Genomic DNA, 21,190 nt, shown 5'->3' with positions numbered 1-21,190 from the left:
CCGGTGCCGTGCTGTGCGGCACGGCGTGGTCCGTACGGAGCGGCGCGGCGCGGTCCGTACGGAGCGGCGCGGCGTGGTCCGTACGGAGCGGCGCGGCACCGCACAGCGCATGCCCGGTCAGCGCCGGCCGAGGACCTCCGCGATCCGGGAGAAGCCGTCGGCTCCGTGACCGAGGCCCACGGTCCTGCGGGCCAGGCCCTCGGCGGCGCGCATCACGCCCGCGTCGATGCCGTGCGCCTCGGAGGCGTGCACGATGTGGGCCATCGACGAGACCGCCGACGTCAGCGGATTGATCTCGCCGGAGTAGGTGCCATTCTCGATGTCCCCGGCGAACTCCTGGAACAGCGGCGGCAGGATCGCTGCGATGCCCTGCGCGAACGGGACCAGTTCGCCCGGCTTGATGCCCTCCGCGCCCGCCACGGCCAGCGCGTGCATGTAGCCGGCCATCGAGGTCCAGAAGATGTCGAGCAGCGCGATGTCGTACGCGGCGGCCCGGCCGACGTCCGCGCCGAGGTGGGTGTGCGTACCGCCGAGCACGTCGAGCACCGGCCGGTGCTCCTGGTACAGCTCCTCGGGCCCGCTGTGGAGGAACACCGCCTGCGGCGTGCCGATGGTCGTCGTCGGCGTCATGATGGCCCCGTCGAGATAGGCGATGCCGTGCTCGGCGGCCCACCGCCCGGTGTCCCGGGCCCGCTCCGGGGTGTCGGCCGTCAGGTTGACCAGCGCACGGCCCTTCAGCGCGGCCGTGACCGCCTCCTGGCGCAGCACGGCGTCCGAGGCGTCGTAGTTGACCAGGGAGACCAGGGTCAGCGGGCTCGCGGCGACCGCCTCGGCGGCGCTCGCCGCCCCGATGGCGCCGCGCTCGACGAGCTCGCGGTCACGTCCCGGGGTGCGGTTCCACACGGTGGTGCGCACCCCGGCGGCCACGAACGCGCCGGCCAGCGCCCGGCCCATGGGGCCGAGACCGATCACGGTGACGGCGGCCGGCTCCGTGGCGGACTGCGGGGAAGAAGACATGGGTGAACTCCCTTGTAAATGAGATGAGTGAGGTAAGTGGTAAGTGACGTAGGCACGGCAGGGCCGGCGCGGAACGGCATGCCGAAGGAAGGGAAGGACGAGGACGATGGGGCGTGTGCGAGCCAGGGACACGGACGTGTGCGGGGTCACCGCCGCCGTCGCGGTGATCGACGGCAAGTGGAAGACCCTGCTGCTCTGGCTGCTGGAATCAGGCCCGCACCGGCCCGGTGAACTGCGCCGGAAGGTCCCGGAGATCAGCGAGAAGGTGCTGACCCAGGCCCTGCGGGAGATGGAGTCGGACGGTCTGGTGCACCGCGAGGCGTTCGACGTGGTGCCGCCGAAGACCGTCTATTCGCTGACCGACGAGGGCCGCGAGCTCTCCGTCGCGCTGGCTGCGCTGTCGGAGTGGGGCCACCGCCGGCTCGACCGGCTGACCGCGGAGCGTGCCGTCTCCTGAGACACCCGCGCCCGGGGCGCCCATCCGCCTCGATCGCCCACGTCGCTCCGTGGCTTCCGGTGTCCCGTGGCTTGTGCCGGTGTTCCTACGCTCCCGAGGCGTGTGACGCCCCGTCATCCTCCTCCCGGTGTCCGTTCCCTCGGTCACCACAAGGCTCTCCCGTGGCCCGCCGCGCGACAAGTACCCACAAAAAAGTGGGTGTGACGGCGAGCCACGGGAGCGGAGGAACCGGAAGCCGCCTAGGCGGCGTCCTCGGTACGGCGGCCCCGGCGGCGTAGCAGGCGGCGTCGGCGGGGGCGGTCCGGGAGCCAGCCGAAGGCCAGGGAGCTGCCGGCCAGGCCGAGGAGCATGCCGATGAAGAAGCCGCCGAGGTTGGACGTGACCCAGCTCGCGAGCGAGGCGAGCACGCCGATCACCGAATAGAACAGCCGCTGGCGGGGGTTGAACACGATGAGCAGCCCGCAGACCGTCATGATGATCGGCAGCACGTAGCCCGCGAGGCTGTCGGCGCCGGCGGTGAGGATCACCGAGACGCTGGCCCGCTGGGTCACCAGGATCTCCGCGCCGCCGAGTGCGAGGGCGAGGCCCGCCCCGAAGGGCCGCCGGTGCCGCCAGCGCCGGAACGCCCGCCAGGGGTGCCGGCGGCCGTCCGGCCGCGCCGCCCGCCGGGTCTCCGCCCCGGCCCGCGACGCGGCCTCGTCCGTGCCCGACGTCATCCTCAGCAGCCCTTCGAGCTGAAGCCCATGTGGAGATCGGGCAGGGTGAACCGGGTCGCGGTCGTGGCGTAGTTGTTCTGCCGTACGTTCTTGATGCTGACGGTGTCGGCCTGCTGGCCGAACGAGCCGAGCGGGCCCTTGACCGGCGGCTTGTCGAAGGTGCTGGCGTCCCCGCCGATCTCGATGTTCTCGAACTCCGCCAGCTTCGCGGCCATTTCGGTCGAGTCGGTGGTCAGGCCGGAGGCCTTGACCGGGATGCCCTTGTTGCCCGCCGTGATCAGCAGATGGGTGCCGCCGAGCTCCACGCTCTGGCACAGGTTCGTCAGCTTCGCCTCGCGGAACGCGGTCACGATGACCAGGACCTGACCACCCGTGTCGCCCGCGTTCGGGCTGCCCTCCGCCATGTTGTCCAGCGCACCGAACTGCCCGAATCCGCTGCCCTCGAGGGAGTCGGCGGTCACGGTGAACGGCATGCCGGAGATGGCGAACTGGGCGGCGAGCGCACCCTGGGCGGTGAGCACCACCAGGGTCGAGGCGGCGAGGAGGGCGGGGACGCCCATCAGGGCGGCGCGGCGGTAGCGGACGCCGCCGCGTCTTGCGGAATCGGCCGGGTCGGGCGTCGACCCGGGTGCGGTGGTGCCTTCGGGCAGGGCCATGCGTCGCTCCTGACATGACTGGGGTAACGGAGCGCGGCGACGACGTCCTGGCGCGGACGGTTCCCCATCCACCTGGGTCTTCCCGGACTCGTGCGGAGGCGGCGGTGCCGCAGGGAACCGTAACGGACCGTACGCGCGGTAACAGGGCGCGTCAACCGGTCAGTAACAAATAGCGGTTGACGATCCGTCAGGAGTCGAGCGGAGCTCCGGAACGCCGCTTGGCTGTGCCGCCGCCGGCCCCGACGGGAGCCCCGCCACCGTCCTCTCCAGCCTCGCCGTCCTTCCCGGCCGCTCGCTCCGGATCCGTCGGGCAGCCGAAGGGGGACACGACCACGTGCACCAGCACGTCCAGGAGCCCGCGCAGCCCGTCACCTGCATCTGCGGTCTCTGCCGCCCCGGTCGACCTTGCCGTCCCCGTCGTCCCCGTCGTCCCGGTGAAGCGGCCCTCGTCCACCGCCCGGAGCACCGCCGCGTGGACGGCGCCGACCACCGCGTCCACGAGCTCGGCCCGCGCGACCTCCGGGGGGCCGGGTGGTGCGTCCGCGAAGAACCGGCGAAAACTGGCCAGAAGTTCGGAGCGTGCCCGGCGCCCGGCCGGCCCCACCGACTCGATTTCCACCACCATGGTGGCGAAGGCCGGGTTCTGCGCGAGCAGGGTCAGCAGCACCTCGAGCCCCGACCGCACCGCGGCCTGCCAGGCCACCGCGCCGCCCCGCTCCTCGTACGCCCGCTGCATCGCCCGTACCACCGTCTCCGTGCCGCCCCGGAAGGCGGCGAGCACCGCGTCCTCCTTGCCGGAGAACAGCTCGTAGAAGACCGGTCGCGTCACTCCGGCGGCCCGGCAGATGTCGCTGATCCGGGCGCCCGTGTAGCCGTTCGCCGCCACCGTGCGGGCCACCCCGTCGAGCAGCCGGTCACGCTGTCGTGAGGCCACCTGCTCGGGGCTCAGCCGGCGCGGCCCCGGGCGCAGCGAGCGCTCGGGCTCGCGGCCCGTGCGGGCCCCCGGCAGGACCAGATCCTCCTCGGCGCCGCGAACGCTCGTCATCGGCCACATCCTTCTGCGGTTGTTGACGTCACATACTCGACAGGATTACAACCCTCGTGGGTTTTCCTCTCGGTGTTCCGGGCGAGCACCGGCGGAGCCGCACCCCAGTGGGACGGGATGCGCCGCCGCCGCGCACCGCACACCGAGTATTACGCTCCACCCCGTATCGCGACACCGCCGCCGGAGAACCGTGGCGCCGGAACTCCGGCGGCGGTCGTCGCCGTCATGGCGCCGCCGCGTCACCACGCCATCGCCTCACCGTGCCCAGGCACCCGTTTCCCCGCACTCGTACGACGGCCGTCGGGCCCGCGAGCCGTGCCCGCACACCGTGGCCGTACGCCGTGCCCGGACGTGTGCCCGTACGGCGGGTGCGTGACGTGATCCCCGCGTGGCGAGCGCCCCCGCGACCCCTCCGTGCGCCACGTCCCCACGCGTGCACGGTCCCACGCAACGACCCACCCCAGCGACCCACCCAGCGATCCCCCAACGACCCACGCTGACCGCCGAGTTCTTCCACCCCTCCGCCTTCGCGCGAAAGGAACCCCCATGGACAAGCGTGCTCTCTCCGCGGCCTTCGGCGCCGCCGTCGCCGCGGTGCTCGCGGTGACCGCCTCGGCCTCCGCGACCGCCTCCGCCGGCGAGGTCCTGACCACCGGAAGCGCCGGCGGCACCGCCGTCGCCACCGGTGACGTCCTGTCCGCCTCCCTCGCCTCCGGTACGAAGGCGAGGATCGCCACCACCCCGGGCGGCAGCACGGGCATCACCTGCGGCACGTCCGCCTTCACCGCCACCGTGGACGGCAACCCGGCCGCTCCCGGCACCGCGACGGAGACGGTCACGGCGCACACCCTCAGCAACTGCACCACCAACATCGTCGGTGCCACGGGCGTGCAGAGCATCACCGTCAACAACCTGCCGTTCGCCGCCGCCGTCACCTCCGGCGGCTCGCTCACGGTCACCGCGGGCGCCGCGGGACCGATCCAGACGACCCTCAAGATCAGCACGATCCTCGGCACGACGACCTGCGTCTACCGTGCGAGCAGCCTCACGGCGACGCCGTCCAACGCCGACAACTCCCTCACCTTCACCGACCAGCTGTTCAGCAAGTACAGCGGACCCGGCACCTGTCCGGCCAGCGGCTACTTCAGCGCGAAGTACGGGCCGGTGCTCGACACCAGCCAGGCCGGCAGCCCGGTGGTGTTCGTGAACTGAACACGGGCGACACGGGCACCGGCTGCGAACCGAACCCGCCGGCGCCGGTGAACCGACGGGCGCTGAGCGCCGGTCCACGCCGACCGGAGGGCGGCACCGCAGCCTCAGGGCTGCCGGTGCCGCCCCTTCGTCATGCCCCGGCGGCCTGGGGCGCACGCCGGGCGGCCGCCGGCCGCTGGTCGCGCCTCGCGGGGTGCGGGTCAGCGGGACAGGGCCTCGACCGCGGTGGTGGTGAAGGAGTGGTCCTGCTCGGGCGCGCCGCCGCCGACGCCGATGGCGCCGATGAGGCGGCCGTCGCGGTGGATCGGCAGACCGCCCGCGATGAAGAGCAGGGGCCGGTCGAGGGCCGTGGTCAGCGAGTGGAACGGGCCGTCCGGCTTGACGAGGTCCACCAGGTCGGCGGTGGCGGCGTCGAGCTGGAGGGCGGTGTACGCCTTGCGGGTGCTGGTCTCGCCCGCGATCAGGACCGCGCGGTCGTCGCGTCGGAAGGCGAGCAGGTGTCCGCCGGCGTCGAGCACGGTGATGCTGACGGTGGCCCCGGCGGCCTCGGCCGCGCGGCGGGCGGCGGTGATCAGGACCTCGGCGTCGGCGGTGGTCAGCGGGGTGACGGTGGTGGTGCTCATGGCGCTTCTCCTTGAGGGGTGCGGTGGGTGGGGTGCGGTGCGGTGCGGTGGGTCAGTGGTGGACAGGGGTACGGACGGGAGTGGCGCCCGCAGCGCCCGCCTCGGTCACGCCGGCCACGCCGGTCACGCCAGCTACGCCCGCCGCGTCGGCTACCCCGGTCGCCCCGGTCGCCCCGGTCGCCCCCGTCGCCCCGCCAGGCGCGGCCGCCGCGGCCGCGGGGCCCCGGCGCTCCAGCGCCGCGGACCAGAAGGCGAGGCCGAGAGCGGCGGCGGCGAGGGCGGCGCCGACCCAGTTCGGGGACGTGTAGCCGAAGCCGGCGGCGATGACGACGCCGCCGAGCCAGGCGGCGAGCGCGTTGCCGAGGTTGAAGGCGCCGATGTTGACGGCGGAGGCCAGGGTCGGCGCGCCGTGCGCCTGGTCGAGGACGCGCTTCTGCAGCGGGGGCACGGTGGCGAAGCCGAGCGCCCCGACGAGGAGGATGGCGACCGCGGCGAGGATCTTGTCGTGGGCGGCCACGGTGAACAGCGCGAGAACGACCGCGAGCCCGCCCAGCGTGACGTACAGCAGGGGCATCAGCGCACGGTCGGCGTACCGGCCGCCGAGCAGGTTGCCCAGGAACATGCCGACGCCGAAGAGGACCAGCAGCCAGGTGACGGCGCCGTCGGAGTAGCCGGTGACCTCGGTCATCATCGGCGCGATGTAGGTGATCGCGGCGAAGACGCCGCCGAAGCCGAGGACGGTCATCGCCATCGCGAGCAGCACCTGCGGGTTGCGGAAGGCCTTCAGCTCGCCGCGCAGCCGGGTGCCCTCGGGGCGGGGCATCGCGGGCACGAGCCGGGCGATGCCGAGCAGACCGACCACGCCGAGCACGGCGACGATCGCGAAGGTGGAGCGCCATCCGACGGCCTGCCCGATGAAGGTGCCGAGCGGCACGCCCACGATGTTCGCCACGGTCAGGCCGGTGAACATGGTGGCGATGGCGCCGGCCTTCTTGTCCGGGGCGACGAGGTCGGCGGCGACGACGGACCCGATCCCGAAGAACGAGCCGTGGGCGAGCGAGGCGACGACGCGGCCGGTCAGCATCAGGCCGAAGCTCGGCGCGAAGGCGGAGAGCAGGTTGCCGGCCACGAACAGGCCCATGAGCATCATGAGCATCCGCTTGCGGCTCACCTCGTTGCCCAGGACGGTCAGCAGCGGCGCACCCAGGACGACGCCGAGCGCGTACCCGGTGACCAGCAGGCCCGCGGTGGGGATGGTGACGCCGTAGTCGGCGGCGATCTCGGGCAGCAGCCCCATGATCACGAATTCGGTCGTACCGATGCCGAAGGCCCCGACGGCGAGCGCGAGGAGAGCGAGGGGCATGGCTCGCCCCTTTCCGGAATTACTTGAGCGATCCCTTTGCATGCTTCGACAATAGTTGCAGACGCGCCATAAGTGCAAGCGCGGGTATGCGCGGAGTGGGAGTGTGCGGGCGTGGCGACATCGCGGCCGGCTCCGGCGGGAGGTCACTCACATCCGTCGCGCAGGCGAGCGGCGAGAACGGCGACGTCGTCCTCGTACGCGCCGTTCGCCAGGTGGGCCAGAAGCGTGTCGAGCATGTCGTCGAGAGGGCGGTCCGCCGGCAGGCGCACCGTCTCGAGCGCCTGCACCGAGGTGTCGATGTCCGCGCCGCGTCTTTCCACCAGCCCGTCGGTGTAGAGCAGCAGCGTGGTGCCGCGGTCCAGGCGGAGGGTGAGCGCTTCGTGGCTGCCGAGTCCGGTGCCGATGGGCGGGCCGGCCGGGAGCCAGAGGACGTCGACGCTGCCGTCCGGTCGCGCGGCGGCGGGCGGCAGATGTCCTGCGCTGGCCGTCGTACAGGTGCCGGCAGCGGGATCCACGAGCGCGAGCAGGCATGTGGCGAGGCGGTCGAGGCCGAGGTGCGCGACCTGGCGGTCGAACTCGTCGAGGATCTTGTCGACGGCCGCGCCGGAAGCGGCGATCGTGCGCAGCAGAGAGCGGTACTGGCTCATCGCGACAGCGGCCTGGAACCCGTGGCCCATCACGTCGCCCATGACCAGCAGGGTGCGGGAGTCCGGCAGGGGAATCGAGTCGTACCAGTCCCCACCGACGAGGACACTGCGGCCGGAGGGGAGGTAGCGGGCGGCCACCTCCACAGCGGGGTGGGGCGCGCGGGGTTCGGACAGCAGGGCCCGCTGGAGTTCCAGCGCCATGGTGTGTTCGTAGCTGTAGCGGCGAGCGCTGTCGATCGAGACGGCAGCCCGTCCGGCCAGCGCCTGGAGCGTCACGAGGTCGTTGTCGTCGAAGGGCTGCGATGCGCCGGCCCGGCCCAGAAGGACGACGCCGACCGGGCGGCCCGCTGTGAGCAGTGGGGTGATGAGAAGCGAGTGGACGCCGGCCGCGCGAAAGATCCTGGCCCGTTCGGGGTCCACCGTCACCTTCTGGAACAGCTCGTCCGAGGCCAGGTTGCCCAGCCACGGCCGCCCGAAGTCCAGGCAATGCCGTGTGGCGACGCCGCGGGGAACGTCGATGTACGGCCCGGGTCCGCCCAGCTGGTGCAGGACCCATTCCCACCCGGGGGGTGCCGAGCCCCTCACCTTGCGCAGCCGCAGGAAACCGGGCGGAGGCGGGGGAGCGCCGGTGAATTCCTCCTCGACGATGCCCACCGCGGCCAGGTCGGCCAGCGAGGGGGCCAGGAAGTCGACCAGCTCCTGGCACGTGGTGTCGATGTCGAGCGTGGTGCCGACGCGTGCGGCCGCGGCATCCAGCAGGGCGAGCCTCCGATGGGCGGTCTCCAGGTCGTCCAGATAGCGCCGCAGACTGCTGATCTCCACGCCGATTCCGCACAGACACACGCCCCCTTCCGGCAGTTCCATCCGGTGATAGACCGCTCGCCAGAGCCGCTGCCCCAACGGCGAGGCGACCTCTGTCGTGCCCGAGATGGTGGCCTCCCGGGGCTGCCCGTCGGCGAGTACCTCGAACAGGACGTCGTCCGGGCTGTGGAGATCCGGCAGCACCTCCCCGAGCGTGCGTCCCAGGAATGCGGTGGCGGGCACGCCGCTGGCCCGGACCCACGCCGGGTTGACGTAGAGATGGCGCAGCTGCGCGTCGAGAACGACGATGGGAGCCATCGTTCCTTCGACAAGCTGACGCGCCGCAAGGCCCGCACCTTCCGGAAGAAGCCACTGCGGCATGGAGCCCTCACCGTTCACAGGTTCCCTCTCGTTGTCGTCACCGAAGCCGATGCCTACCCCGTCGACGAAGCGACTTCTCGGGGTGAGATGCGTGTGGAGCCGTCACGACGCCGCCGGCGCCGACCCCCTTCTCCTCCACGGTCTCCGGGTTTCTCCGTAAGGGGCGAGCCCCGACGGCGGGGACACCGGCCGGCGCTGCGCATAGGACTCCCGGAGTGAGGGAACCCATGCGTCGAGGAAAGGGGGCTGTTGTGACGGGTGAGGACTCGGTCGGATCGCGGTGCGCGGAGGGAGACGCGCGTCGCCGGGCACCGGGACCCGCTCGGCCCGTGCAGGTCCCTGCCGGCGCGGCCCCGGTGGCGTGGAGGGAGACGGAGGGCGCCCACCGCGTGGTGCATCGATACGGTGTTCTGGGCGCGCTGTTGAGGGCGGGTGTCGATGCGGACCGGATACAGGTGTTCCATGACCCGGAGGGCGACGGCGCGTACTGGGTGGTGGACCTGGACGGCGCACGGACGGCCGTGCTGACCGACGACACGGAAGACCATGTGGTGCACATGGAAGGACCGTGGCCGTTCAAGGCCGTGTTCCTCGGCGCGGACGGCGGCGCCCGGACGAAGGTCGATCACTCGATCGAGGACCTCACGGCCGACCTCGTGACGTGGTGTACCGAAGCGGTGGGGCTCCCGGACGACACCCGCTGACGATCGGGCCGGACATTCACCTGGAGCGCCGGCCGCCCCGACTCCTTGACGGCAACGGCGGTCGCCGGCGGTGTACCGCAAGCTCAGCACTTCGGCTCCGCGGTGCAGCACGACCGTGTCCGCCTTGTCCGTGGCCGATACTGTCCGCATGGGGGATCACGACACCGTCCACACACGTCTCCGCACGGCCCTGAACGCCGACGATCCGTGGATCGCGCTGTACGCGCTGAACGCCGACCGGCCCGGCTGTCTCGCCGGGCCCGTCGAAGAGCTGTACCGATCGGACGCGGACCGGGCGGCCTTCGGTCCGTACCTCACCGGGCTCCTCGGGATCATCGGCGAGCCCGGCGACGCGGTACTGCTGCGGTTGCTCGCCGAGCCCGCGTTCGCTGCTGATGACCGCCGGGACCTGTTGAGGACCGCCGTGGCGCGCGGGCTGCGCCTGCCCGCCGACGTGCTGCGCGCGTACGCGAGGGAGGTGCCGGGGTCCGGCGCGGGCGGGCATCGCGCCGGCGGGCCGCTCGCCCCCGAACTCGTCGACGCCATGGGGCTGTCCGGCGACCCGTCGTTCGCGCCGTGCCTCGGCGCTCTCCTCGACGACCCCGCCGCCCCGCGCGCCAGAGCCGCGCTCGCGCTGGGCCGCCTCGGGGCCCGCGAGTGGACGGAACAGATCGCCGGGCGGCTGTCCGAGGTGACCGGGCTCGACCACACCGCGTTCGTCGTCGCCCTGGAGCTGATGGGCGACCCCGCCGCCGTACCGCACTTGCTGCGATGGCTGGCCGAGAGCGGTGAGGAGCGGGTGCACGACGTCCACCACGCCCTTGTGCGGCTCACTGGACGTGACCCGCTCCTGCCCGAGGGGCCGGGCAGGGCGGCCTACGCGGCGGCCGTGCGCGCCGCCTGGGCCGACGGCCGCACCGAGCGCGCTCCCGCGGTGGTGCGGGACCTGGTCATCGAGTCCGGTGCGCGGGCCCGGTTCTCCGTCGACGGGGGTGCGGGCCGGATCAGGATCGCCTTCGACCCGCCGTCGCCCGGCTCGTCCTGGCCGCGCTGGGACCGGTCCCTCACGTTCGACGGGAAGCCGCTGTACCGGGTCGGCTCGGTCTGCGACACCTGCGAGCTGAGCCTGAGGCTGCTGGACTGGCCGGAAGGCGAGGCGTCCCGGATCGCGGCCCGCATGCGCGGGCGGCTGGCCGGCCTGGACCGGCTCGACGCCGCGCTGCTCGCCGAATGGAGCCCCGTGCTCGGCGAGCTGGAGACGGGCCATTACCGCGCCCTGCTGCTCGATCTTCCACTCGGGCAGGTGGCCGAGCCGGCCCGGTCGTGGTGGAACCGCCGGGTGGCAGCCCGGGCGCGGGAGGACGGCGACGACCACGACTCCGCCTACGACTCCGACTCCGCCTACGACTCCGACTACGGCTCCGAATACGGCCGTCAGGAGGACCACTGGCCCGGCGTCGCCCACTACCAGCTCACCACGCCCGTTCCGGGCAGCCGGGTGCCGTTCACGTACGGCGCCGTCCTGCCCTCGCAGCCGCCGGAGGCGCTCGACCCCCTGACGGTCGCCCGGCACGCCGGCGCGATCGCGGCGGGGGAGCGGCCCGCCGCCGTGCTCCTCGGCTGGATCGACGAGCGTTACGTGCAGGCCCAGTACGAGGAGCGGTGGCTGGTCGGCGTGGTGCTGGACGGCCACCACCGGCTCGCCGCGTACGCGGCCGCCGGCGTCCCGGCCCGGGTGGTCCTGATCGCCCGCGCGGGCGAGGGCGGGATCGCGGACGGCGACCTCGAGGGACTGGCGGAATTGGCCGCCGCATACGGCTGCTGACCGTGGCGGCTGCCGGGCCGAGGGCTTCGAGTCGAGCCCTCGTTCACGGTCCGGGGAGGCGAGGACGATCGCGTTGCCCCTGCGGCCCGCGGGCCGGCCCCAGGGGGCCTGTGCGCCCCGCCTCCACGGCAATCACCCGAGCGGCAGAGGTCGTGAGGCCGTGTCAGGCGACGGCGGTGCCCTCCAGCTCGACCAGCCGGCCGGGGATCGCCGGCCGTGTCACCCCGAGCATCGTGGTGGTCGGAGCCACCCCGGCGGCGCCCAACCGCGACGCCAGCACGCCGTCTGCGCACTGCCCTTCATCACCGCGCCGCCGCGATGGCCGCTCGTTACGAGGCCCCCTCGCATGACCGAAGCCGGACCACCCGCGCCCGGCGGTCCACGTCGCCGGACTCCACGGCGGGCGCGCAGCCCGGGGAAGGTGTTCGGTCCGGGCCGGGCACACAGGTAGGGTGACGGCCGGTTCTTGACGTGTTGTTGTCGCCTTTCTGACGGGTTGCCGACGCATCGCGGCGAGCCACCAGGAAGGAGCCCCGGAACCTTGGCCACCGCGGCGCGACAGCGCGCACGCTCGTTCTTCTCCGCGCACCCGGCCCGGACGGTCGTGCTGTCCTTCGCGAGTGCCGTCGTGATCGGCACCGCGCTGCTGATGCTGCCGGCCGCCGCCGAGGACGGCCGGGGGACCAGCCTGCTGACCGCGCTGTTCACCTCCACCTCCGCCGTCTGCGTGACGGGACTCGCCGTCGTGGACACCGGAACGCACTGGAGCGGCTTCGGCGAGGGCGTCATCCTCGCGCTGATCCAGATCGGCGGCTTCGGCATCATGACCCTGGCCTCCATGCTCGCCCTGCTGGTCTCGGGCCGCCTGCGGCTGCGCATGCAGCTCACGGTGCAGGCCGAGACGAAGAGCCTCGGCATCGGAGACGTACGCCGGGTCCTCCTCGGAGTCGCCGGCACGACGCTCATGGTGGAGCTGGCTGTCGGCGCGTTCCTCGCCCTGCGCATCCGCTTCGGATACGGCGAAGGGCTCGGGGAATCGGTCTACCTCGGCTACTTCCACGCGGTGTCCGCCTTCAACAACGCGGGCTTCGGCCTGCACGCGGACAACCTCACGCGCTACGCCCAGGACCCCTGGATCACCCTGCCGATCGCCCTCGCCGTCATCCTCGGCGGCATCGGCTTCCCCGTCCTCCTGGAGATGCTGCGCCACCGCCACCGGGCCCGTACGACCGGCCGGAAGAACTGGACCCTGCACACCAGGCTCACCGTCATCACCACGGTGGCCCTCCTCGTGACCGGCACGCTGCTCACGGGCCTCCTGGAGTGGACCAACCCCGCCACGCTCGGCGCGCACGACGTCTGGGGCAAGCTCCTCAACAGCTTCTTCCACTCGGCGATGAGCCGGACCGCCGGCTTCAACTCGCTCGACATCGGCGCCCTGCACCCCTCCACCCTGCTGATGACCTGCATGCTGATGTTCATCGGCGGCGGCAGCGCGGGCACTGCCGGCGGCATCAAGGTGACCACCTTCGCCGTCCTCGCCGCCGCGATCCTCGCCGAAGTGCGCGGTGAGACCCACTCCGTCGTCCTCGGCCGCCGCCTCGCGCCCCACGTGCTGCGCCAGGCGCTGACCGTGGCCCTGATGGGCGTCGGGGTGGTCATGGCGGCGACCCTGACGCTGCTCTCGGTCAGCGAGGCGCCGTTCGAAGCGGTGCTCTTCGAGGTCGTCTCGGCCTTCGCGACGGTCGGTCTCTCCACGGGCATCACCGCCGACCTGCCCGGCATCGGCCAGCTCGTCCTCATCGCCCTGATGTTCATCGGCCGCATCGGCCCCATCACCCTGGTCTCCGCGCTCGCCCTGCGCGAACGCACGCGACGGTACGAACTGCCCGAGGAGCGACCTGTCATTGGCTGACTTCCTGCACAACCTGCGCGAGCGCCGCCAGCGGCGGCTCGCCCACCAGCACAAGGCGCCCGCCGACCAGCGGGTCGCCGTCATCGGCCTGGGCCGCTTCGGCTACTCCCTCGCCAACGAGCTGATGCGCCGCGGCTGGGACGTGCTCGGCATCGACGCCGACGCCCGGCTCGTCCAGAAGTACAGCGACACCCTCACCCACACCGCCGTCGCCGACTCCACCGACCCGGAGGTGCTGCGCCAGCTCGGCGTGCACGAGTTCACCAGCGCCGTCGTCGGCATCGGCAGCTCCATCGAGGCGAGCATCCTCATCAGCTCCAACCTCCTCGACGCCGGAGTCCCCAACATCTGGGCCAAGGCGGTCAGCCGCCAGCACGGCCAGATCCTGGAACGCCTCGGCGTCCACCACGTGGTCCTGCCCGAGCACGAGATGGGCGAGCGCGTCGCCCACCTCGTCACCGGCCGCATGCTCGACTTCATCGAGTTCGACGACGATTACGCCCTCGTCAAGACCGTCGCCCCCGTGAGCGCCACCGGCCGGCCGCTCGGCGAGTCGCAGGTGCGCAGCAGGTACGGCGTCACCGTCGTCGGCATCAAGCGGTCCGGTGAGGACTTCACCTACGCGACCGCCGAGACGGTCGTCGAGAAGGGCGACATCATCGTCGTCACCGGAAAGACCCAGGCGGTCGAGGTCTTCACCGAGCTGCCCTGAGCACGGCAGTGATCACCATACGAGGCGGGGAAATGCAGCACGGATACGTGGAGGAGTACGAGGGACTGCTCACCGACGTCGCGGCGAGCGGGAGGCGACTGAGCCGGGACGAGGTGGAGCGGCGCCGGGAGTCGGGGGAGAGGGCCGCCCGCGAGGGGCTCGCGCTGCGCGAGTCAATCGGCCATCACCTGGCCGCGGTCCGCGCCGCCTGGCCGGAGCAGCCCCTGTCGCGTCGGACGACGCTGGACCTGCTGACCGCCGTCGAGCAGTCCGTCGACGCCTTCTGCGGAGGCTTCGAGCGGGCCCAGCGGCTGGCGGTGCGCCAGGAGGAGGCGGAACGACGGGAGTTCGTCGACGACCTGCTCTACGGCCGCAGCGACATCGGGCGCATAGCCGAGCGCGCCGAACGCTTCGGCCTGCGCCTGTCGCAGGCGCACGCGGTCGCCGTGGCGCGCGGTCCGCAGGCGTACAGCGAGGCCGACCCGGTGCCGCAGCGGGTGGAGCGGGCACTGATCGGGAGGTTCGGCGACCGGCACATCCTGCTCACCACCAAGGGCGGCCGCATCGTGTGCGTCGCCCCCGGAGACCAGGCCGACGTCCTGACGTACTTCGCCAAGCAGGCCTTCGCCGCCACGGGCGGCGGCCAGGTGGCCGTCGGGCGGCCCCAGCCCGGGCCCCGGGGCGTCGTCCACTCCTACGAGGAAGCGCTCGGCGCCCTCGACCTCGCCGACCGCCTCGACCTCGACGCGCCCGTCCTGCACGCCGCCGACCTCCTCGTCTACCCGGTCCTCACCCGCGACCGGCAGGCCATGGAAGACCTCGTCCACAGCGTCCTCGGCCCGCTCCGTTCGGCACGCGGCGGCGCGGAAACGCTCCTCGACACGCTGACCGCGTTCTTCGACGCCGGCTGCGTCACCACCCAGGCGGCCCGTCACCTCAACCTGTCCGTGCGGGCCGTCACGTACCGCCTCGACCGGATCCACCGGCTTACCGGCACCGACCCGTCCGACCCGGCGAGCCGCTACACCCTCCAGACCGCCGTGATCGGGGCCCGTCTCCTCGGCTGGCCCGGCAAGGGCGCCTGAACCGCCCGCCCCCGAGGGCTCCGGGGCGTCGCACAATGCACCGGGGACCGGGCGCGATCATGCCGGAGCCCGGCAACCTCCGCCGCGCCGGACTGCCGTCAGCAAGTCGTCAGGAAGCCGTATGGAGCCGATAAAGTTGCCCGCGGTGTGCCGGGAAGTCTGGTCGGCGAGCAAGGGAGGACTCTCTTCGCGGATCGGAGCCTGGCGACCATGACGTTCATCGCAGTTCGGCGCGCGGTCGCGCCGTGCTCTCCGCGGCGTGACCGCCGGGCCGGCCCGGGCGGCTCGCCCACGCCGGCGCGACCTCACCGGCGGTCCGCGGTCCGGACGTCGGGGGGGGCGATCCGAGCCGGCCACAGGCCCCCCGGCCGACTCAGTGGAACCCGTTCCTCCGGCACCCAGCCCTCCGGCACCACACCCCACAGGAGCAGCACCATGTCCGCCCGTGATCTCGCCGAGCCCTATCCGCACGTCACCACCGACGACAGTGCAGTGGACGCGGTCCGGCTGCTGGCCGAGCACAATCTCGCCGCGCTGCTGGTCCTGGACGCCGACGGCGCTCCGTACGCCGCCGTGCCCGGCTCCCAGCTTGTCCGCCAACTGGTCCCCGAATACGTGATGGAGGACCCGCTGCTCGCCCCGGTCATCGACGACCGGCACGCCGAAGCGGTCGTCGGGGAACTCGAGGGGCAGACGGTCTCCCAGTGGCTGCCCGCCCGCTCCTTCAAGCCGCCGTACGTCGGCCCGGACGCGGGCACGATGGAGATCGCGGCCGCCATGGCACGCACCCACGTCCCCCTGGTGGCGGTGGTCGAGCGGGACGGCAGCGCGACCCGGCTCCTCGGCGTCGTCTCGGCGGCAGGGCTGATGCGGCACCTGCTCGCGGCCGGGGGCCGGGCATGAGCGACTGGCAGAGCTGGGCCGCGGTCGCCGTCTTCGCCGGCGTCTACGTCCTGATCATCACCGAGTGGGTCCACCGCGTCGCGGCGGCCCTCGGCGGCGCGGGCCTGATGCTCGCCCTCCGCGCCACCGACGACGCCTCCGCCTTCCACTCCGACGAGACCGGCATCGACTGGAACGTCATCTTCCTGCTCATGGGCATGATGATGATCGTCGGCGTGCTCAGGCGGACCGGACTCTTCGAGTACCTCGCCATCTGGTCGGTGAAGAGGGCCAGGGCCAGACCGTTCCGGGTGATGGCCATGCTGGTCGTCATCACCGCCCTCGCGTCCGCGCTGCTCGACAACGTCACCACCGTGCTGCTGGTGGCCCCGGTCACGCTCCTGGTGTGCGACCGGCTGAAGCTGCCGGCCATGCCGTTCCTGCTCGCCGAGGTCTTCGCGTCCAACGTCGGCGGAACCGCCACGCTCGTCGGCGACCCGCCCAACATCATCATCGCCAGCCGGGCCGGCCTGACCTTCAACGACTTCCTGGTCCACCTCGCCCCGCTGTGCGCGGTGCTGATAGTCGTCCTGGTGCTGCTGTGCCGGGTGATGTTCGCGAAGTACTTCGTCTACGACGAGAGGCGCGCGGCCGAGGTGATGGAGCTGCGCGAGCGCGAGGCGATCACCGAACCCCGTCTCCTGGTGCTGGGCCTGAGTGTCCTCGCCCTCGTCGTCGCCGGGTTCGTCCTGCACCCCGTGCTCCACTACGAGCCCAGCGTGGTCGCCCTGCTCGGCGCCGGTCTGCTCGTCGCCGTCTCCAAGGTGGAGACCGGCGAGGTCCTCGGCGAGGTGGAGTGGCCCACCCTGGCCTTCTTCGCCGGCCTGTTCGTCATGGTCGGCGCGCTGATCGAGACGGGCGTCATCGGGGAGCTGGCCGGTTTCCTCGCGGACGCGATCGGCGGCGCGGAACTCGGCGGATCCATGCTGCTGCTCGGCGGCTCGGCCGTCCTGTCCGGCATCGTCGACAACATCCCGTACGTCGCCACGATGGCGCCGATCACCGGCGAACTGGTCACCGACATGGGCGGCGACCCCGACCACGTGATGTGGTGGGCCCTGGCGCTCGGCGCCGACCTCGGCGGCAACGCCACCGCCATCGGCGCCTCCGCCAACGTCGTCGTCCTCGGCATCGCCGAACGCAACCGCCAGCCCATCTCCTTCTGGCAGTTCACCAGGTACGGCCTGGTCGTCACCGCCGCCACGGTCGCCGTGTCCGCCCTCTACCTGTGGCTGCGCTACTTCGCCCTGGCCTGACACCGACGGAGGCCCGCCGTCACTCTGCCGCGGGCACCGTGGACCCGTCAGTCCGTGACGCGGACCGCGCGGGCCGGGCGGATGGCGGCGGCGCGGTGGGCCGGGCCGACGGTGGCGAGGAGCGAGGCGGCGAAGGTCGCCGCGGCCAGGCCCACGATGCTCGTCCACTCGACGGGGAACCCGCCTTCGAGCCCCTGGAAGGCGGCACTGTTGCGGTACATGAGCCACGTGGTGAGGACGCCGAGCAGGGAGCCGAGGACGATGCCCTCCGAGGCGACGAAGGCGCTCTCCCAGAGGAAGGAGCGGCGCACCGTGTGCGCCCGGAAGCCGAGGGCCCGCAGGATGCCGATGGTGCGGCGGCGTTCGCGTACGGCGCGGACCATGACCACGCCGAGGCCGGTGATGCCCACGCCGAGGCCCAGCGCGAGGAAGCCCTGCATGAGGCGGAAGAAGGCGGTGCTGGAGTCGAACTGCCGGCGGATCTCGGAGGCGATGGGCGTGGCGACCAGGCTGGACGACAGCTGCTCGCCCTGCAGCTGGGCCGCCAGCGCGTCGGCGGAGGTCCCGGGGCTCGTGGCGACGAGGGCGGACGCGTTCCGCGCCTGGTCGCCGAACAGTCCGCGGATGCCCCGTTCTCCCATGACCACGGGATAGGTGGTCGAACTGGCCCCGGTGCCCGGATAGAAGACCATCCCGTTGCTGAGCACGCCGGCGATGACCTTCTCCTCGGCGCGGCCGGTCCGCGGGTCGGTGACGGTGAGGGTGTCGCCGGGGTCGTAGTAGTCGCCGGCCGGGCCACCGGTGCTGCCGAAGAAGCCGTCCAGGACGACGTACCGGGGGTCGGCGGCCAGGGCGTGCCAGACCGCCGGGTCGTCCGCGAGTCCGGGCAGCCGCTCGCGGAAGGTGATGCCGGTGATCGCTCCGTCCGGCACCCCCACGGCGGCGACGTCCAGCGGCTGGGCGCTGCGGCGGCCCGGGTCGGTGGCCCGGCCGCCGGCGTTCAGCAGCGGCGTGACGGCGGAGATCCCGGCGGCCGAAGGGCCGCCGCGCAGGTCGGCGACGAGCCGGTCGCCCGCGACCTGGGGGTTGTAGTCGAGCCGCAGGGAGTAGCCGGCCGTGGCGTCGGCGACGACGCCGTCGACGCCTGCGCGGAGGATGCCGGAGATCTCCGTCAGCAGGACGAGCACGAACACGATCAGCGTGTACATCACGAGCGTCGCGCCCGTGCGGAACCGCTTCGCCAGCGGGTACGCGACGGCGAGCCGTGCCGCGAGACCCGACTCCGACGGACGGTCCAGCAGCCGCCGCACGGGCCGCAGCAGCGTCTTCTGGTTGTCGCTGACGAGGACCACCGCGGAGAAGGCCGCGAGGGCGCCCTGGATGACGTACACGGACATGGACGGTGTGTCGAAGATCCGTGGGCGAAGGACGGGCGCCAGGAGGGTCCACGCCAGCACGGCGCCCGCCACGAGCGAGGTGGCGGCGTGCCGGGACATCACGCGCGTCAGCGCGGGGACGGCGAAGGCGATCGCGAGCGTCGGCATGAGGTAGGTGCCCTCGGCCTGGCTGCGGGCCACCGCGGGGACGGCGGCGAGCGCGAAGAGGACCGACAGGGCACCGCACACGACCAGCAGCCTGCGGCGCGGCCGGCGGCCGGGCTCCGACGGCAGGTCGCGGATGGCAGCGATGATGTTGAACCTGCTGATGCGCACGCTGGTGGCGACGATCGCGGCGAACGCGATGAGCAGGCCCATGGCCACCCCGTTGAGGACGCTCGTCGGGGTGACGGCGAACGCGATCCGCAGGCTGCTGCCGCCGACCGACCAGCCCTCGAAGATCTCCGCGGCCACCACGGCCACGCCCCAGCCGACGGCCACCCCGATGGCCACGCCCGGCAGGGCGGACAGCAGCGCGTACGCCGCCCCTTCCAGGGTGAACGAACCGACCAGCCGCGAGCGCTTCATGCCGATCGCCCGCACCATGCCCATCTGCGCCTTCCGCTCCTCACCGAGCATGACGAAGATGTTCACCAGGAGCAGGGCGCCCGCGATGATGCTGAAGCTGCCGATCATCAGGAACAGCGCGCCGAGCGAGTCCCCGGCCCGCTGGGCGTCCCGCAGCACCGTGTGCTTCGGGGTGTCGACGGCCACCTGGCCGGCGAGCGGACCGAGGGCCTCGCGGATGTCCTCGGTCACGCGCGGGGTCAGGGCGTCGCCGCCTTCGACGCCGCCGCGGTTGGACACGAAGGTGACCGACAGCGGCTGCGCCCCGGCGGCCCGGGCCGCGGCGTCCAGGGTGCCCGGCGCCAGGAAGACGTCACGGTTCAGCCTGCCGCCGAGGCCCACACCCGCCAGGCCCCGCTCCGGCACCACACGGTCCACCCGGAACGTGTGCGGGGACCCGAACAGGTAGAGCGTGACCGACTCCCCGGAACCGACCCGCAGGGACTGCGCCAGCGGCTCGTTGAGCACGACCTCGCCGGGCCCCGGGGCCGGTCCGGCGAGACCGGAGGCCCCGTTCGGGGCGCCGAAGCGGGAGGCGTCGTCGAAGTCCATCTGCCAGGCGAGGACGCGCGGTTCGGCGACCGGACGGCCGTCGCCACGGCTGACGGCCGACGCCTGCGCGGCCCGGGCGTCGAGTACGCCGTCGACGTCGGGGTCGTCCGTCAGGGAGGCGAGCCGTTCGGCGACGGCGCGTCCGGCCGGGCCGGGCGGCGCGACGACCCGCTCGTCCACCGGCCCCAGAGTGCGGTACGCCTCCTGCCGCACCGAGAAGTCGAGCGTGTCACCGACCACCAGGGCGCCGATGATGATGGCCGTGCCGAGGACGGCTCCGCCGGTCACCAGGGCGGCCTCGGTGCGCCTCCGGGCGAGCTGCCGGAAGGCCAGACGGCGAGAGACCGGCTGCCGGACCGCCACCCAGGCGAGCCCCACGAGGACGAGCGCCAGTGCGACGAGCAGCGGGACCAGGAGGTTCGGGTACATCGTCAGCCCCGGGAGACGTCGGTGACCGGATCCGGGCCAGGGACGACCTGCCGGAGGTCGTCGACCAGCCGCCCGTCGCGCATGCTGATCAGCCGCGGGACGCGGGCCCCGATGGCACTGTCATGGGTGACCAGGACGATCGTCTGGCCCTCGTCCCGGTTGAGGTCGCACAGCAGGTCCATGACCTGGTCGGCCATCGCGCTGTCGAGGTTGCCGGTCGGCTCGTCCGCCCACACGATGGCCGGCCGCCCGGCGAGGGCCCGCGCGATCGTCACCCGCTGCTGCTCACCGCCGGACAGTTCGCTGGGCCGGTGCTCCACGCGGTGGCCGAGGCCGACGCGGTCGAGCATGGCCAGGGCCCTGCTCCGCGCCTCGCGCGGCCGGGTCCCCACGAGCAGCAGGGGGAGTTCGACGTTCTCCGCCGCCGAGAAGACGGGGATGAGGTTGAACGACTGGAAGACGAAGCCCATCGTGCGGGCCCGGTGCTCCGTGCGCTCGGCGTCCGACATCGCGAACAGGTCGCGGCCGTCGATCTCCACCCGGCCGCCGTCGATGTCGTCGAGCCCGGACAGGCAGTTCAGCAGGGTCGTCTTGCCGGAACCCGACGGGCCCATGACCCCCACCAGCTCTCCGTGGCGCACGGCGAGATCCAGGTCGTCCAGGGCGGTGACCGCCACCGAGCCCGTCCGGTAGGTCTTGCGGACTCCCGTGGCGACCAGGAGGGGCAGGTCGCTGTTCATGCCTTCCATCCGAATCCCCGGAGGCGACGGGCGGCTACGGCCGTCCAGTCCCGGGCAAGGGTCCGAACGGCCCAATCCGGCTCCGCGGGAACCCCACGCGTCCCCCAGG

General features: G+C 72.7%; 18 protein-coding genes and 1 pseudogene. 9 read left to right on the top strand and 10 right to left on the bottom strand.

The features are described 5' to 3' along the window. Positions 1–117: 117 nt before the first annotated feature. The gene (locus ACFWJO_RS18940; RefSeq protein ID WP_386866503.1) at positions 118–1,017 is read right to left on the bottom strand and encodes an NAD(P)-dependent oxidoreductase; all 900 of its coding nucleotides are present in this window, start codon (positions 1,015–1,017) and stop codon (positions 118–120) included. A 106-nt stretch (positions 1,018–1,123) separates the two neighbouring features. Between ACFWJO_RS18940 and ACFWJO_RS18935 the strand changes: the two genes are divergently transcribed. Beyond that, the gene (locus ACFWJO_RS18935; RefSeq protein ID WP_386866501.1) at positions 1,124–1,474 is read left to right on the top strand and encodes a winged helix-turn-helix transcriptional regulator; all 351 of its coding nucleotides are present in this window, start codon (positions 1,124–1,126) and stop codon (positions 1,472–1,474) included. 239 nt (positions 1,475–1,713) lie between these two features. On the opposite strand, the gene ACFWJO_RS18930 is transcribed toward ACFWJO_RS18935, so the two are convergent. The 3 genes from ACFWJO_RS18930 to ACFWJO_RS18920 all read right to left on the bottom strand — a co-directional run bounded on the left by ACFWJO_RS18930 (position 1,714) and on the right by ACFWJO_RS18920 (position 3,891). Further along, positions 1,714–2,190 carry a DUF6114 domain-containing protein gene (locus ACFWJO_RS18930; protein ID WP_386866499.1) on the bottom strand — a complete coding sequence of 159 codons (477 nt, stop codon included), beginning with the start codon at positions 2,188–2,190 and terminating at the stop codon, positions 1,714–1,716. Between the two features lie 2 nt (positions 2,191–2,192). After that, the gene (locus tag ACFWJO_RS18925; RefSeq protein ID WP_384409331.1) at positions 2,193–2,846 is read right to left on the bottom strand and encodes a DUF6230 family protein; all 654 of its coding nucleotides are present in this window, start codon (positions 2,844–2,846) and stop codon (positions 2,193–2,195) included. A 187-nt stretch (positions 2,847–3,033) separates the two neighbouring features. Next, on the bottom strand, positions 3,034–3,891 hold the full coding sequence (locus tag ACFWJO_RS18920; RefSeq protein WP_386866497.1) for a TetR/AcrR family transcriptional regulator: 858 nt from the start codon (positions 3,889–3,891) through the stop codon (positions 3,034–3,036). 546 nt (positions 3,892–4,437) lie between these two features. Here ACFWJO_RS18920 and ACFWJO_RS18915 point away from each other — a divergent pair. Beyond that, positions 4,438–5,103, top strand: coding sequence for a Tat pathway signal sequence domain protein (locus ACFWJO_RS18915; protein WP_386866495.1), 666 nt, complete (start codon positions 4,438–4,440; stop codon positions 5,101–5,103). Positions 5,104–5,303: 200 nt separating this feature from the next. On the opposite strand, the gene ACFWJO_RS18910 is transcribed toward ACFWJO_RS18915, so the two are convergent. From ACFWJO_RS18910 to ACFWJO_RS18900, 3 genes are all read right to left on the bottom strand, one after another. Then, a complete protein-coding gene (locus ACFWJO_RS18910; RefSeq protein WP_386866493.1) occupies positions 5,304–5,726 on the bottom strand; it encodes a heme-binding protein in 423 nt (140 codons plus the stop codon). Positions 5,727–5,778: 52 nt separating this feature from the next. Further along, on the bottom strand, positions 5,779–7,089 hold the full coding sequence (locus ACFWJO_RS18905) for an MFS transporter (RefSeq protein ID WP_386866491.1): 1,311 nt from the start codon (positions 7,087–7,089) through the stop codon (positions 5,779–5,781). A gap of 143 nt (positions 7,090–7,232) precedes the next feature. After that, complete coding sequence (locus ACFWJO_RS18900; RefSeq protein WP_386866489.1) at positions 7,233–8,918, bottom strand: SpoIIE family protein phosphatase; 1,686 nt, start codon at positions 8,916–8,918, stop codon at positions 7,233–7,235. 356 nt (positions 8,919–9,274) lie between these two features. Between ACFWJO_RS18900 and ACFWJO_RS18895 the strand changes: the two genes are divergently transcribed. Then, positions 9,275–9,622, top strand: coding sequence for a hypothetical protein (locus ACFWJO_RS18895; RefSeq protein ID WP_386866487.1), 348 nt, complete (start codon positions 9,275–9,277; stop codon positions 9,620–9,622). A 148-nt stretch (positions 9,623–9,770) separates the two neighbouring features. Then, entirely contained in the window at positions 9,771–11,447 is a 1,677-nt protein-coding gene (locus tag ACFWJO_RS18890) for a hypothetical protein (RefSeq protein WP_386866485.1), read from the top strand. 163 nt (positions 11,448–11,610) lie between these two features. Here the strand turns inward: ACFWJO_RS18890 and ACFWJO_RS18885 are convergent. Then, positions 11,611–11,730: pseudogene (locus ACFWJO_RS18885) on the bottom strand (RidA family protein); the annotation flags it as partial. A gap of 258 nt (positions 11,731–11,988) precedes the next feature. Here ACFWJO_RS18885 and ACFWJO_RS18880 point away from each other — a divergent pair. The 5 genes from ACFWJO_RS18880 to ACFWJO_RS18860 all read left to right on the top strand — a co-directional run bounded on the left by ACFWJO_RS18880 (position 11,989) and on the right by ACFWJO_RS18860 (position 17,357). Beyond that, complete coding sequence (locus ACFWJO_RS18880; protein ID WP_386866483.1) at positions 11,989–13,362, top strand: TrkH family potassium uptake protein; 1,374 nt, start codon at positions 11,989–11,991, stop codon at positions 13,360–13,362. Then, on the top strand, positions 13,355–14,074 hold the full coding sequence (locus tag ACFWJO_RS18875) for a potassium channel family protein (RefSeq protein WP_386866481.1): 720 nt from the start codon (positions 13,355–13,357) through the stop codon (positions 14,072–14,074). The genes ACFWJO_RS18880 and ACFWJO_RS18875 overlap by 8 nt, the downstream gene beginning before the upstream one ends. 32 nt (positions 14,075–14,106) lie before the next feature. Then, on the top strand, positions 14,107–15,159 hold the full coding sequence (locus ACFWJO_RS18870) for a PucR family transcriptional regulator (protein WP_386866479.1): 1,053 nt from the start codon (positions 14,107–14,109) through the stop codon (positions 15,157–15,159). A 435-nt stretch (positions 15,160–15,594) separates the two neighbouring features. Continuing rightward, the gene (locus tag ACFWJO_RS18865) at positions 15,595–16,062 is read left to right on the top strand and encodes a CBS domain-containing protein (RefSeq protein WP_386866477.1); all 468 of its coding nucleotides are present in this window, start codon (positions 15,595–15,597) and stop codon (positions 16,060–16,062) included. Then, entirely contained in the window at positions 16,059–17,357 is a 1,299-nt protein-coding gene (locus tag ACFWJO_RS18860; RefSeq protein WP_386866475.1) for an SLC13 family permease, read from the top strand. The genes ACFWJO_RS18865 and ACFWJO_RS18860 overlap by 4 nt, the downstream gene beginning before the upstream one ends. A 47-nt stretch (positions 17,358–17,404) precedes the next feature. On the opposite strand, the gene ACFWJO_RS18855 is transcribed toward ACFWJO_RS18860, so the two are convergent. Both ACFWJO_RS18855 and ACFWJO_RS18850 read right to left on the bottom strand, forming a co-directional pair. Beyond that, positions 17,405–20,341: an ABC transporter permease gene (locus tag ACFWJO_RS18855; RefSeq protein ID WP_386866473.1), complete on the bottom strand. Its 2,937-nt coding sequence runs from the start codon at positions 20,339–20,341 to the stop codon at positions 17,405–17,407. A 2-nt stretch (positions 20,342–20,343) separates the two neighbouring features. Then, positions 20,344–21,081, bottom strand: a complete 738-nt coding sequence (locus ACFWJO_RS18850) for an ABC transporter ATP-binding protein (RefSeq protein WP_386866471.1) — start codon at positions 21,079–21,081, stop codon at positions 20,344–20,346. Between the last annotated feature and the right edge of the window lie 109 nt (positions 21,082–21,190).

Source organism: Streptomyces sp. NPDC127092 (assembly GCF_042722475.1).
GTDB lineage: Bacteria > Actinomycetota > Actinomycetes > Streptomycetales > Streptomycetaceae > Streptomyces.
This window is presented reverse-complemented; position numbering and strand designations above follow the sequence as displayed.